Raw genomic sequence first — 13,067 nt, 5'->3', positions numbered from 1 at the left:
ACGCAGTTAGCGTCAGATTTGCTCCTTCAAATTGAGCAAGTATTAAGACTAATTGGTATATGTAGCAACAAGTAAAAAGTGAACAGACGAGGTTCCAATATGCTCAACTCTATAAAAATACTAACGCTGGCATTGGCCGTTAGTTGTGCGGCTTGCGCTAGTACAACTGACAACCAATTGAGCCCGCAAGAACAACAAGCTGGATGGCAACTGCTATTCGATGGCAAAGATATGTCGCAATGGCGCAACTTTAAAAGTGACGGCCTAAATAGCCAGTGGCAAGTTGAGGACGGCGCGATGACACTTACCCAAGGTGGTGGCGGCGATATTCTGACCAAAAAACAGTATCAGAATTTTGAGCTCCAGCTCGATTGGAAGATTTCTAAAAAAGGCAACAGTGGGATCTTTGTATTGGCGGATGAAAAAGGCGGTGCAATTTACTCCCACGCCCCGGAAATCCAAATTCTAGATAACAAAGAACACCCAGACAATAAAATAGACTCTCACCTTGCAGGTTCTATTTATGACCTGTTCGCCGCACCAAGTACGGCACATAAACCTGCTGAAGTTTGGAACCAAGTTCGTATTAAGCTGCAAGATAGCCACCTACAAGTTTGGCAAAATGGTGTAAGCACGACGAGTATCGTGATTGGCAGCACCACTTGGAATGCTTTGGTTAAGAACAGTAAATTTGCAACATGGCAAGGGTTTGCTGAAGGTAAAAAAGGCCACATCGGCTTGCAAGATCACGGCGACAAAGTTTGGTTCAAAAACATTAAGATCAAGGAGCTGTAACCATGGCAACATTTGATCATAAAGTATTGGTCGTTGGCTCAGGTGCTGGTGGCGCAATGGCCGCTTATACACTCACTAAGCTAGGCCACAAAGTTTTAATGCTAGAAGCTGGTCGAAATTACGACCCAAAAACAGAAAGCCCGATGTTCCGCCGAAATAGCGAAGCCCCACTCATGGGCGCTGGCAATAAGGATAAGAACTTTGGGTTTTACGACGCGACAATTGATGGCGGTTGGCAAGTACCAGATGAACCATACACGCGCGCTGAAAACACCGATTTTTATTGGTGGCGTGCACGTATGCTCGGTGGCCGCACCAATCACTGGGGTCGCTACTCGCTGCGTTTTAGTGAACATGACTTTAAGGGCAAAAGCCGTGACGGGCATGGCGCTGATTGGCCGTTTGAATATCAAGACATTGCGCCTTGGTATGACAAAACAGAAGAAATAGTTGGGATCTGTGGTACTAATACAGGCTTGGATGACATGCCCCCTTCTGCGCCTGGCGTGTTACAGCCACCACCAACACCAAGAGTACCCGAATTATTGGTTGCAGCCGCCGCGAAAAAAATGGGGATCCCAGCGGTTCCTATGCACAGAGCTGTGCTGACTCGCAATAAAGACGACCGCTTAGCGTGTTTTTACGCCACACCTTGTGGCCATGGTTGCTCAATTGGTGCGGCATTCCAAACCACAACTTCGCTTATTCCTATGGCCAAAGCGACAGGGAACCTTGAAGTGATCACCGATGCCATGGTGAAGTCGGTCGCGGTGAATGAAGATGGCAAAGTAACTGGTGTGACTTACGTCGATAAAAAGTCTGCGCAAGAACATGCACTCAATGCAGATGTGGTGATTTTGGCGGCCAGCGCCTGTGAATCTGCCCGTATTTTGCTTAATTCCAAACATGCAAAACATCCCAAGGGACTTGCAAACTCAAGTGGTCAGGTAGGTCGCAATCTAATGGACTCTACCGGTGCTTGGCTTGGTGCACAAATCCCTGCGTTAAAAGGCCGCCCACGTTATAACGAAGACGGCCACACCGGTAACCACCTTTTTATTCCTTGGTGGGGACACAAAGCCCATGAGAAAGGTGAGCTTAATTTCCCACGCGGCTATCACTTTGAAATTAGCAGCGGCTTTAATCAACCGGGCTCTGGCGTGTCTGGCAATAAACAAGGTTATGGCCCCAAGTTAAAGCAACAAGTGCGTGACGCTTATGGTTCCTATGTTGGATTTGCACTGCGCGGAGAAATGCTACCGAATAAAGATTCTTACATGGAAATTGACGAAAACGTCAAAGATAAATGGGGGATCCCGGTTGCTAAGTTCCATTTCAAATGGTCTGACAGAGAGCTCAAGCAAATCGAGCATGGTCTCAAAACCGCGAAACAGATCCTTGAGAACATGGGTGCCGAAGTGGGCGAGCTACCACCTGCGGTAAAAGCCATTTCAAAAGGCGGTGAGATCATTCATGAGGTCGGCACGACGAGAATGGGCAGTTCAGCAAAAGAATCGGTAACGAATCAGTGGGGTCAAACATGGGACTGTGACAATCTATTTGTGATGGATGCCGGTGTCTTTGCGTCGAACCCTCATAAAAACTGTACGTTAACTATTATGACGTTAGCAATGCGCAACTCGACTTGGTTGGCTGAACAGATTGATAAAGGAGTACTGTAATGAATACACCTGATCGCGTTGATTCTTATAAATATATCTCCGGTATGACGCGCCGCGAGTCGCTAAAATGGTTAGGCTTACTGGCGGCAGGCTCTGCGGTAACACTCACCACTGGTTGCAGTAAGGCCATTGAAGGTGAAACGGCTACTGCCGGGCACTGGCCAGATATTGAAATACAGCCAGTTAGTGCTCAAGGGTATGGCACCGATCCAAACATGATCATGCCGCCAGAGTCACCTTGGCCGCTCACCCTCACCGAAGCGCAGCTCACGTTAGTTGCAGTACTAGCTGATTTTATTGTGCCCAAAGAGGGCAAACACCCTTCAGCTTCTGAAGTACAAGTACCAAGTGTGATCGACGAATGGGTAAGCGCACCGTATCACGGACAACAAAAAGATAGAGTGACAATACTCCATGCACTCGCTTGGATTGACGATGAGTCGACTTTGCGCTTTAAAAAGCCATTTTTGCAACTTAGCGCAACGCAGCAAAGTAAGATTATGGATGATATTGCTTATTTTAATGCGCAAACACCTGAGCAATTTCAGCGTATAGGTAAAGCATTCTTGCGCTTTAAAGATCTCGTTCTCGGCGCTTACTTCTGCACACCTGAGGGCTGTCAAGATATAGGCTATCTGGGCAATGTACCAATTGCAGGTGATTATCCAGGACCTACTGCTGAAGCCAAGGCGCATCTAGATGGCGTACTCGCAGAGCTTGGGCTAAGCCAGTATGCCTACCGCGACTAACCCTTGAGTCATTTTGTTATGGCTAATCCCAAGCGAAGCAGAGTTAGACTCTGCTTTTTTTAGTTTTAGGAAGAAGTGATGTTTAAAAAAATCGTATTGTTTAAACAAGTAATGCTGTTCATTGCTTTTATTATCGCGCTGCCGCTATACGCGCAGGCATCTTATCAGTCGTTACCAATTAGCGTTCAACTGTGGTCGGTAAAAGAGGAATTGGCAAGAGACTTTGATGGCACCTTGCAAGCACTCGCCAACATGGGATTTGATGGCGTTGAATTTGCGGGAAACTTTGGCAACTATGCCGATAACCCAAGCAAATTAAAACAAAGGTTAGCAGAGCTTGGCTTAGTTGCGAGCAGCGCCCACATCGGCTTTGACGCATTAGCTGAAGAAAAACGAGCAAGCACCCTACTCTTTTACAAAACCTTAGGCGTATCCACGCTCTTTATTCCTTGGGATGAAAGGGCATGGGATAAAAACCAAGTGCAAGCATTTGTAAAACAGCTTAACCAAGTGCACCAAATTGCCCAGCGCTACGATATGAAGATCGGATTTCATAATCATGAAAAGGAATTTAACGCGTACGCTAATAGCACATTTTGGGATTATATCGCCACCAACACCCCAAGCGATTTCCCACTGCAGCTCGATGTCGGCTGGGTGAATTACGCAGGTAAATCACCCAGCGATTACGTTAAGCGATATGCAGGAAGAACCGTGTCGACACATATTAAAATACGCACTCATCAAGGAGATGACAAAAGCCCAATCATTGGCGAAAACCACTACCCTTGGAAAGCGCTCATCCAGACCATGCAGCAACACGGCGGCACACAGTGGCTGGTCATCGAACAAGAAGAATACCCAAGCGGCCTAACACCACTAGAAAGCGTCGCCCGCTCAAAAGCGAATTTAGATAAGATACTGAGTGAGTAACAAGCGGGAATATGTTTATCTGAAATAGTTAATTGTCACTGTCAGGTTTGATCGTGGGGTTCGATCGAACTTGACTGTTGTTGCGGTGCTAAGAGTCGGGGCGGTAACGCCGTGCTAATTTGCCAAAACGGACGCTTTTGCTTTGTGGTAGCGTAGCGTTAAACCGTAAAACAAGCGTCGCAGAGGAGATCAAATTGAGCACTTTTTTAGGCGCGGTGCGGATTATACTTTTCGTTAACTTCATTTGCTCCCTCATCATGAAATAGATCAGTTGTATTTATGATAGAGTACGGGTCAAATTCATTGATAAACTTCTCTGCGTTTTTTGAGATTGGATTACCTGGGGAGAAATACAGATCCTTCTCTCCTTTACCACCGGTAATAAACCCCAAGTCTGTACGGTTGACTATTTGATCCACCAGATACCCTGCAATCTCTTTTTCCTGCGTTATTTCCAGCCAAACCCGATCCAGAGGTTGAACTATGCGAACTGAGACAACATCTGTTTTCATCCAATGAGAATATTTTGACATTAAGTCTTTGGTAATATCTATTGCTGCAAAGGTATCCTCTTCGAATGAGCTATTGCCCATGCTTTGTAGGAGACTAATTGCTTTATCCAAAGGGTACCTAAAAAACTCTCGATTACTGTTTATGCGAAAATCTGAAAGTCGATCGTGGATTTCACTCTCAGTTCGAGCATGGTTATCACAAAATAACTCAAATGCGACTTGATAAGGGGTTGGAACTCCCGTTTTATACAACTCTCTAGCCCTTGAACGACTATCTCTTCGTGTCTTCCCTATTTTTATCAATCCAGGCATGGACTCATTAATTAATATGTATACGTATCCTGGGTTCAATAGCTTCTCCGTTTTCGCCTAGCGCTTTAGTATTTATGCGTACGCAGTACGCATAGTCGCTTGTTGAAATGGGCCGCGATATTTAAACCTGAAGATTTAAACCAGACACCCACCACTAATTTGCAACAAGGTTCATTTCTACCAACTTTCATCATACCTACCTTTTTGCCACTAACGCACGCCTAACAGGCATTTGTTATATTTACAACCACTCACTAGCGACAACCGCACTTAATGGCTGATATGCCCGTTGTACATTTAACACATTCGCATTACTGTCAAAACGATAGAGATGCCTGAATAAACCTTCAAGTTCCTCAATTTCAATGTTTGTAATATTGTCCCATACTTCAAATGCTGAGAAGTGAGACCATAAACCATCTTTACTTTTTAAATGTGATTCTAATCTATTTTTTATGCTGCTTCTGGCCATCCCGACATAAACAACATCATAATGATGGGCGGGATCATTTCTGAAGCCCCTCCGTTTGTAAAGAACGTAGATACCCCGAGTTCCTTTTCCCACGTCAATTATGTTCTCAAGAGGTAGATACTCCATCGCATTCTTAATCAAGCGCATTTGACTTTTCACTGTAAGCTATCCTTGTAAACATACGCCCGGTTATGGGGCGGATAATGCTTGGCTAAAATAAGTGAGGAACGAACGCCAGCCAAGCCTTGGGCATCCCATCCATTAACTAGATTTAAACCATAGTTTAAGCCAGACACCCACCACTAATTTGCACCCTCCAAAGATGCCGCCTAAGCTTTAGTTCTGCACTCAAAGGATTGAGGGAACTAAACTACGGCAACTGCCCGTAAAAGACAAATCAGTTTAACCGACACCAAATACTACCACTGTATCTCCCGCTGTGTAAGGCTTGCGTTTCTGTGCGGTGAAAATAAATTTACCGGAAAATCATACGAATACCGCCGGGATTGGGTTGAAGAAAAGCTCATGATGTTGGGCTCCGTGTTTTGTATTGATGTCTGTGCTTATGCCGTGATGAGTAATCACACCAACATTGTTTTATATGTTGATGATAAAAAGGCTAAGCGCCTGTCGGATGAAGCGATTGTGATACGGTGGCACAAGTTGTTTAAAGGTAATTGGATAACCAGTAAGCTTACTGAAGGTGAGCCACTCTGCGAGTCGGAGCAATTGATACTCAGTGAGCATGTCGCCAAGTACAGTACGAAATCGCTGACACCCACCTTAAACTTGGAGCTGCATTATCAGCATTGATGCAGATAGTCACGGGTGTTATTTGCGCTATAAATGGCGACCTACATAAAATCGTAGCGTAAAGCCACTCCCACAACACTATTTGACCCGTGATGTAGGAGGCATAACTTGGCGCTAAATACTTTCCTCATAATCTAACACTTTAGCGTCATTGGCTTTGTTAAGCAGGCCTCGGCTTTGTGATAGGAAGTGTTTCGCGCTTTCTGAGAAATACTGTTTGGCCTCAGAGAAAGATTGCATTAGGCCTTCTTTATCGCCTTGTTGTAGCTTGGTCAATGTCTGCTCAAAGGTATCTTGATAGCTTGCCAACAACCCTTCTACATCATTAAATTGCGCGAGCATAATATCTGAATAAAGTTCAGGGGATTGCGCAAACAGCCGTCCCACCATCATCAGCTCTAATTGGTAGATAGGCGATGAGCAGCTTCTTAACTCTTTTAATGAATGGCATTGCTTTGATAAAAACTGCCCATACACAAACGTGGTTAAATGACGCATCACTTGAATGATCTGCATAGATTGGTCGTGCTTTTTAGCATCCATTGATACCAGCTGGCTGCCCCAGATCTTTAGTTGCTTGATTAACCCTTCACATTGCTTTGGCAAACGCCCTTCACACACCACAACAGTTTGCTTAACCCAATGAGATATATCTGGACCAAACATAGGGTGTAGACCAACCACAGGGCCGTTGTGCTTGTTCATCAGTACTTTTAGCGGGGCTTGCTTTACAGAGGTAATATCAGCAAGAATACAGTCATCAGGTAGCGCGGGTAGCTCGTTGACGACTTGCTCTAGCGCATTAATTGGTACGCTCACCAATACTAGCTTAGCATCACTCAGTAGCTCAGTAGCCTGTGATTGATTGTCTTTGTCTAAAATGCGTACTTCATAGCCTGAGCGTCTAAACTGTTTCGCAAACAATTTACCCATGGCGCCTTGACCGCCGACAATAACGACTGGTGACATTTTTGGTGCAGCACAGGCAAGTTCACTTTGTTGGTTTTCGTAGGCTTCTCGCATCATACGACGCAGAATATCTTCGACTAAATCAGGGTTTACCCCTTTGGCATCAGCTTCTGCGCGCCGGGCTTTGATCAGCTCAGCTTCGCGCTTCGGCACATGTAGCGGTGCGCCCTTTTGCTGTTTTATTTTTCCAACCTGTTCGGTCAATGCTTTGCGCTTTGCAAGTAGCGCGACAAGCTCGCTATCGCAATCATCTATTGCAACGCGTATTGCTTCTAAATCGTTAGCCCCATTCATGATGTAAACTTATATACACAGTAGTAAATTAAATAATACACCGAGTCTAACAAGAAGTACGCCGCTTTAAAAGTAAACAACCATGAAAATATCGTGACAAGACGCCTGATATGTCAGTGAGTATTCACAGAATGGAAATAATAAGAGAGGTAAAACCAAAACAGGCCGCATAAAGCGGCCTGTTTTATCTGCATTTGATAAATGCGACGTATTAGTTAAGTTTCTCTTTAATACGTGCAGATTTACCAGAACGCTCACGTAGGTAGTAAAGCTTAGCACGACGAACCGCACCACGACGCTTAACTTCTACGCTGCTGATAAGAGGGCTGTGCGTTTGGAATACACGCTCAACACCTTCACCGCTTGAAATCTTACGAACAGTGAAAGATGAGTGTAGACCACGGTTACGCTTAGCGATTACAACACCTTCAAAGGCCTGTAGACGCTCTTTGTTACCTTCTTTTACGCGTACCTGTACAACTACTGTGTCACCAGCGCCGAACGCAGGTACGTCTTGCTTAAGCTGTTCAGCTTCAAGCTCTTTAATAATATTTTGGTTTACTTTTGCCATTTTATTTCTCACATTCCTAGGTGTAACTGTCTTCTAGCCACAAGCTTGGCCATTTTCTTGCTGAAATTCAGCAAGTAATGCCGCCTGCTCCTCAGTCAGAGCTAGGTTACGCAACAAGTCAGGACGACGTTGCCAAGTTCTACCCAAAGACTGCTTTAAGCGCCATTTGGCTATTTCTTGGTGGTTTCCGCTGAGTAATACAGCAGGCACCTGTTTATCATCCAATGTTTCCGGCCGAGTATAATGAGGACAATCTAACAAGCCATCCGAAAATGAATCTTGTTCTGCTGATTGGTTATGACCTAACACACCTGGCACTAATCGTGCTACTGCATCGATTAATGTCATGGCAGGTAACTCACCACCGCTCAGTATAAAATCGCCGATGGACCACTCTTCGTCTATATAAGACTCGATGATCCGCTCATCAATACCTTCATAACGACCCGCTACTAAAATCAACTTTTCTGAATGCGCCAATTCAGTCGCACCTTGTTGATCTAGCTTTCGCCCTTGAGGGGACATGTAAATTACTTTAGCGCCATCTCCTGCTGCCGCTTTGGCATCAAGAATGGCCTTTTTAAGAGGCTCAACCATCATCAACATTCCCGGGCCACCACCATAAGGGCGATCATCCACGGTTCTGTGTTTATCAGTGGCGTAGTCTCTCGGGTTCCAACAATTAAACTCAATCAAGCCGTTTTTCACAGCTCGACCCGTTACGCCTTGCTGAGTTATCGCATCAAACATTTCAGGAAAAAGTGAAACCACTCCAACCCATAGCTTTTGCTGATCACTCATTAAAACGCTGGATCCCAATCTACAGTAACTTTTCTCTCTTCATGGTTAACATCCAAAATAACAGAGTCTGTTAAGAATGGAATTAACCTTTCAGATTGCCCAAATGCATCTTTTTTGTTTGCTTTCACAACCAAAACGTCATTTGAACCTGTCTCCATCAAGTCATCAACTGTGCCTAAGTCGTAACCTTTATCGGTTACTACTGACATGCCGATGAGATCTCGCCAATAAAACTCCCCTTCAGGTAATTCAGGAAGCTGCTCAGCATAGACAGCGATTTCGGCATTGGTATAAGCCACGGCTTCGTCTCTGTCGTTTACTTGAGCAAATTTAGCGATATATCCCTTGTTGTGACGACGCCAGTCGCTCACTTCAAGGTTTTGCCATTTACCTTGTTGCCCTATCAACCATGGGCTGAAATCGAAGATCCCTTGGGGATCATCAGTAAATGAATGCACCTTAAGCCAACCCTTGATGCCATAAGGAGCACCAAGCTTACCAACAACGATTGTCGAGGTTTTACTTTGACTCATGGTTACACTTACGCCTATTAAGCCGCTTTACGAGCGTCTTTAACCAGCTTAGCAACGCGATCTGAAAGAGATGCGCCTTGACCTACCCAGTGATCAACACGAGATAAATCTAAACGTACTTTTTCTTCCTGACCTGCTGCGATCGGGTTAAAGAAACCTACTTTCTCGATGAAACGACCGTCACGCGAGAAACGGCTATCCGCAACCACGATTTGATAGAATGGACGCTTTTTAGCGCCGCCACGTTGCAAACGAATAGTTACCATACCGTCCTCTACATAGATTGACTGTTTTCATTAATAAGTTTGTACTTCCCATTACGGGAAGCTCGGGCATTTTACGCATTTTCACGCGCAATGCAAGTTAATTCCATAGTTGATGCTTTATTAGGCCTTGCTAAAGCATCAACGCTGAAGTTTCATACGCCACATTCGTCTCAATAGCGGTACGAAAAATTGACTTTTCAGCACAACTGGAAAGTCGAAAACCCCTATTGTTTCATTATTCATAAGGAAAGCACACATATGAACCAAATGTGGAAAGAAAGACGTTCAATTAAACACCTATTCCTAAGTATACCACTCATTTCTTTTACGCTCGTTGCAACTTCAACACTGGCAGCAAGCAATGAGGAAATAACAGCTTGTAAACTGTTACGTTTTGGTGACTTTTCGCAGCTAGAACAAGGCAATGCTGCAATGAGTATCACCAATGCCAAATATGTACCAAGCCAAACCCTAGATGCCGACACCGAACTCTGGACATATAAGTATAGTCGCCTATTAGGTGCGCCTGTACCAAAAGGAACAAACTCTTTACCTGAGCACTGTTTGGTTGAAGGCTATGCTGCACCGACGATACGTTTTCAGCTTAGGTTGCCAATGGAGCAAATTTGGAACCAACGTTTCTTGCTCAATGCCTGTATGGGCTTTTGTGGCGAAGTATCTAACTACCCAACAATGGCTGGCGTTATGCGTAATTACGCGACTATGTCTCATGATGGCGGCCATACCGCTGCTGGATTCGATGGTTTATGGGCTAAAAACAATGTGCCATTAAGAGAAGACTTTGCCTACCGAGCGAACCATGTGGTTGCTGTTGCAGCAAAAGCGGTTATTGAGCGCTTTTATAGTAAACAACTTACGTACTCTTTTATATCGGGTTGTTCGAAGGGGGGTCATGCTGGGATAATGGCCGCAAAGCGTTACCCTAATGATTTTGATGGCGTGATTGCCAGAGGGCCGACGATTAATTACACCAAAGTTAACCTAATCAACTGCATGGATAATGCAAAAGCTATTTTGGATGAAAACGATAACGCACTGCTCGATGCAAGCTATACTGACTTTATTTCACAGGCCGTCATGCAAGCTTGTGACTATAAAGATGGCTTAGTTGATGGGTTAATAAGCGACCCTAGACGCTGCGATTTTGACCCGCAAACGCTCCTATGCAGCGACAACACCACGGGTAAATGCCTGACACCTCGCCAAGTCAACGCAATTAAGGAAATATATGCACCGTCCTACGACCAACAAGGTAACGTGATTTATGGCGGCCTCCCCTATGGCTCCGAACCTGAATGGACAGGCTGGCTGTTTCCTGAAGCACCGTTTATCAAGCCTTATCACTATTATGCTGCAACCGAGTATTTAAAGTACTTGGCTTTTCCTCGAGAAAGATACAATCAAGGCAACTGGAGAGACTTTTCTTATAACAATGAGGTTGGCGAGCTTTCACCTATCTCAAGCTTTATGGACGCCGATCACCCTGATCTCACTGGATTTAAAAATAGCGGTGGCAAAATGATTGTATTACATGGATGGTCAGACGCTGCAATACCCGCATATGCAACTATTGATTGGTATGAGTCAGTTATCAATTATATGGGTAAAGATAACACCTACGACTTTGCTCGGCTATTCTTGCCACCAGGATTGGTGCATTGTGGTATCGAGGGACCTGGCGCTGAAACCTTTGATGCTATCACAGCGCTAGTGCATTGGCTTGATACCGGTAACGCCCCGGATACGCTTATGACACAAAAAGAAGATCCACAGGGCAATATTCTTTTCACTCGCCCTGTTTATCCTTATCCACAAGAAGCCCAGTACATTGGTACAGGCGATCCCAAGAAGGCAGAAAACTTTAGGCCAATAGTACCCAATTTTAAAAATAACTAAGTAAACAAAAAGGCAAGCCCCATGGCTTGCCTTCATATTATAAAAACTATAAAACGGTGTTAGAACTTAGGCCCACCACCAAACATGCCCGGCGGCATCATGCCTTTCATGTTCTTCATCATTTTCATCATGCCGCCTTTGCCTTTCATCTTTTTCATCATCTTCTGCATTTGGGTAAATTGCTTCAGCAACTTATTAATGTCTTGCACTTGCGTACCAGAACCCGCAGCGATACGCTTTTTACGCGAGCCTTTGATGATTTCAGGACGTGCACGCTCTTTAGGCGTCATTGAGCTTATGATGGCTTCCATTTGGTTAAAGGTCTTATCGTTTACTTGACCTTTTACTGCATCCGGCAAGTTCGACATACCAGGCAGCTTTTCCATCATCGACATCATACCGCCCATGTTTTTCATCTGGCGCAGCTGCTCAGCAAAATCTTCCAGTGTAAAACCATCGCCTTTAAAGACTTTCTCAGCCACTTTTTGGGCTTTGTCTTTATCGACTTTCATTTCGACTTCTTCAATAAGCGACAGTACATCGCCCATACCTAGAATTCGAGATGCAACACGGTCAGGGTGGAATGGCTCTAGAGCATCGGTTCTTTCACCCACACCGATAAACTTAATGGGTTTACCGGTAATATGACGAATAGACAACGCTGCACCACCGCGCGCATCACCATCCGTTTTAGTTAAGATAACACCGCTGAGTGGCAGCGCTTCATCGAACGCTTTTGCTGTATTTGCAGCATCCTGACCTGTCATTGAGTCAACGACAAATAAGGTTTCGATTGGGTTAATCGCCGCGTGTAAATCTTTGATTTCGTCCATCATGTCTGCATCTACGTGCAAACGACCCGCGGTATCCACAAGTACCACATCAATGAACTTTTTCTTCGCGTGAGAAATAGCACCCGTTGCGATATCTACCGGCTTTTGTGAAATATCACTGGGAAAGAATTCTACGTCAACTTCTGCAGCTAACGTTTCAAGCTGTTTGATAGCCGCTGGCCGATAAACGTCAGCACTCACCACCAACACAGATTTCTTTTTGCGCTCTTTAAGGAATTTAGCCAGCTTACCAACACTGGTGGTTTTACCCGCACCTTGAAGACCTGCCATCATCACGACAGCTGGCGGCTGCGCGTTTAGGTTCAGCTCTTCGTTGGCCTCACCCATCGACTTTTCAAGTTCTTCACGAACAATCTTGATGAAAACCTGGCCTGGACTCAGACTCTTTGTGACTTCTACACCAACCGCGCGTTCTTTTACTTGTTTTACAAAGTCTCGCACAACCGGCAAGGCAACGTCAGCCTCAAGCAATGCCATGCGTACTTCACGGAGTGTTTCTTTAATATTGTCTTCAGTTAGTCGGCCACGGCCACTGATGTTTTTAAGCGTTTTTCCTAAACGCTCTTGGAGGTTTTCAAACATGTATCGGTTCCA

At 44.9% G+C, this 13,067-nt stretch carries 13 protein-coding genes and 1 pseudogene; 6 read left to right on the top strand and 8 right to left on the bottom strand.

Annotated features, from left to right (window positions below; translation table 11 throughout):
• Positions 1 to 99: 99 nt before the first annotated feature.
• The 4 genes from CWC03_RS12005 (at position 100) to CWC03_RS11990 (ending at position 4,159) form a co-directional block, all read left to right on the top strand.
• Positions 100 to 795: a 3-keto-disaccharide hydrolase gene (locus CWC03_RS12005; protein WP_069018565.1), complete on the top strand. Its 696-nt coding sequence runs from the start codon at positions 100 to 102 to the stop codon at positions 793 to 795.
• 2 nt (positions 796 to 797) lie between these two features.
• A complete protein-coding gene (locus CWC03_RS12000; RefSeq protein ID WP_138582125.1) occupies positions 798 to 2,477 on the top strand; it encodes a GMC family oxidoreductase in 1,680 nt (559 codons plus the stop codon).
• Complete coding sequence (locus tag CWC03_RS11995; protein WP_128726847.1) at positions 2,477 to 3,226, top strand: gluconate 2-dehydrogenase subunit 3 family protein; 750 nt, start codon at positions 2,477 to 2,479, stop codon at positions 3,224 to 3,226. The genes CWC03_RS12000 and CWC03_RS11995 overlap by 1 nt, the downstream gene beginning before the upstream one ends.
• A gap of 78 nt (positions 3,227 to 3,304) precedes the next feature.
• Positions 3,305 to 4,159, top strand: coding sequence for a sugar phosphate isomerase/epimerase family protein (locus tag CWC03_RS11990; RefSeq protein WP_138582124.1), 855 nt, complete (start codon positions 3,305 to 3,307; stop codon positions 4,157 to 4,159).
• Between the two features lie 206 nt (positions 4,160 to 4,365).
• On the opposite strand, the gene CWC03_RS23880 is transcribed toward CWC03_RS11990, so the two are convergent.
• Positions 4,366 to 5,022, bottom strand: a complete 657-nt coding sequence (locus CWC03_RS23880; protein WP_171040241.1) for a GIY-YIG nuclease family protein — start codon at positions 5,020 to 5,022, stop codon at positions 4,366 to 4,368.
• A gap of 202 nt (positions 5,023 to 5,224) precedes the next feature.
• Positions 5,225 to 5,614 (bottom strand): GIY-YIG nuclease family protein, encoded by a 390-nt coding sequence (locus tag CWC03_RS11980; RefSeq protein ID WP_017216159.1) that lies wholly within the window; start codon positions 5,612 to 5,614, stop codon positions 5,225 to 5,227.
• Positions 5,615 to 5,851: 237 nt separating this feature from the next.
• On the opposite strand from CWC03_RS11980, the pseudogene CWC03_RS11975 reads away from it, so the two are divergent.
• Positions 5,852 to 6,214, top strand: a pseudogene (locus CWC03_RS11975) (transposase); the annotation flags it as partial.
• A 168-nt stretch (positions 6,215 to 6,382) separates the two neighbouring features.
• Here the strand turns inward: CWC03_RS11975 and tyrA are convergent.
• From tyrA to rpsP, 5 genes are all read right to left on the bottom strand, one after another.
• The gene (gene tyrA, locus CWC03_RS11970) at positions 6,383 to 7,531 is read right to left on the bottom strand and encodes a bifunctional chorismate mutase/prephenate dehydrogenase (protein WP_138582123.1); all 1,149 of its coding nucleotides are present in this window, start codon (positions 7,529 to 7,531) and stop codon (positions 6,383 to 6,385) included.
• Between the two features lie 211 nt (positions 7,532 to 7,742).
• Entirely contained in the window at positions 7,743 to 8,102 is a 360-nt protein-coding gene (gene rplS, locus CWC03_RS11965; protein WP_128726853.1) for a 50S ribosomal protein L19, read from the bottom strand.
• A gap of 33 nt (positions 8,103 to 8,135) precedes the next feature.
• A complete protein-coding gene (gene trmD / locus CWC03_RS11960) occupies positions 8,136 to 8,903 on the bottom strand; it encodes a tRNA (guanosine(37)-N1)-methyltransferase TrmD (protein ID WP_138582122.1) in 768 nt (255 codons plus the stop codon).
• Entirely contained in the window at positions 8,903 to 9,436 is a 534-nt protein-coding gene (gene rimM, locus CWC03_RS11955; RefSeq protein WP_128726855.1) for a ribosome maturation factor RimM, read from the bottom strand. Before rimM ends, trmD begins: the two co-directional genes overlap by 1 nt.
• A gap of 17 nt (positions 9,437 to 9,453) precedes the next feature.
• On the bottom strand, positions 9,454 to 9,702 hold the full coding sequence (gene rpsP / locus CWC03_RS11950; protein ID WP_017216164.1) for a 30S ribosomal protein S16: 249 nt from the start codon (positions 9,700 to 9,702) through the stop codon (positions 9,454 to 9,456).
• Between the two features lie 258 nt (positions 9,703 to 9,960).
• Between rpsP and CWC03_RS11945 the strand changes: the two genes are divergently transcribed.
• Entirely contained in the window at positions 9,961 to 11,619 is a 1,659-nt protein-coding gene (locus CWC03_RS11945) for a tannase/feruloyl esterase family alpha/beta hydrolase (protein ID WP_138582121.1), read from the top strand.
• A 59-nt stretch (positions 11,620 to 11,678) separates the two neighbouring features.
• On the opposite strand, the gene ffh is transcribed toward CWC03_RS11945, so the two are convergent.
• A complete protein-coding gene (gene ffh / locus CWC03_RS11940) occupies positions 11,679 to 13,055 on the bottom strand; it encodes a signal recognition particle protein (RefSeq protein WP_138582120.1) in 1,377 nt (458 codons plus the stop codon).
• Between the last annotated feature and the right edge of the window lie 12 nt (positions 13,056 to 13,067).

Source organism: Pseudoalteromonas sp. S2755, from assembly GCF_005886535.1.
GTDB lineage: Bacteria > Pseudomonadota > Gammaproteobacteria > Enterobacterales > Alteromonadaceae > Pseudoalteromonas.
The sequence above is the reverse complement of the archived record's forward strand: the minus strand, read 5'-3'. Positions and strand labels throughout refer to the sequence as shown.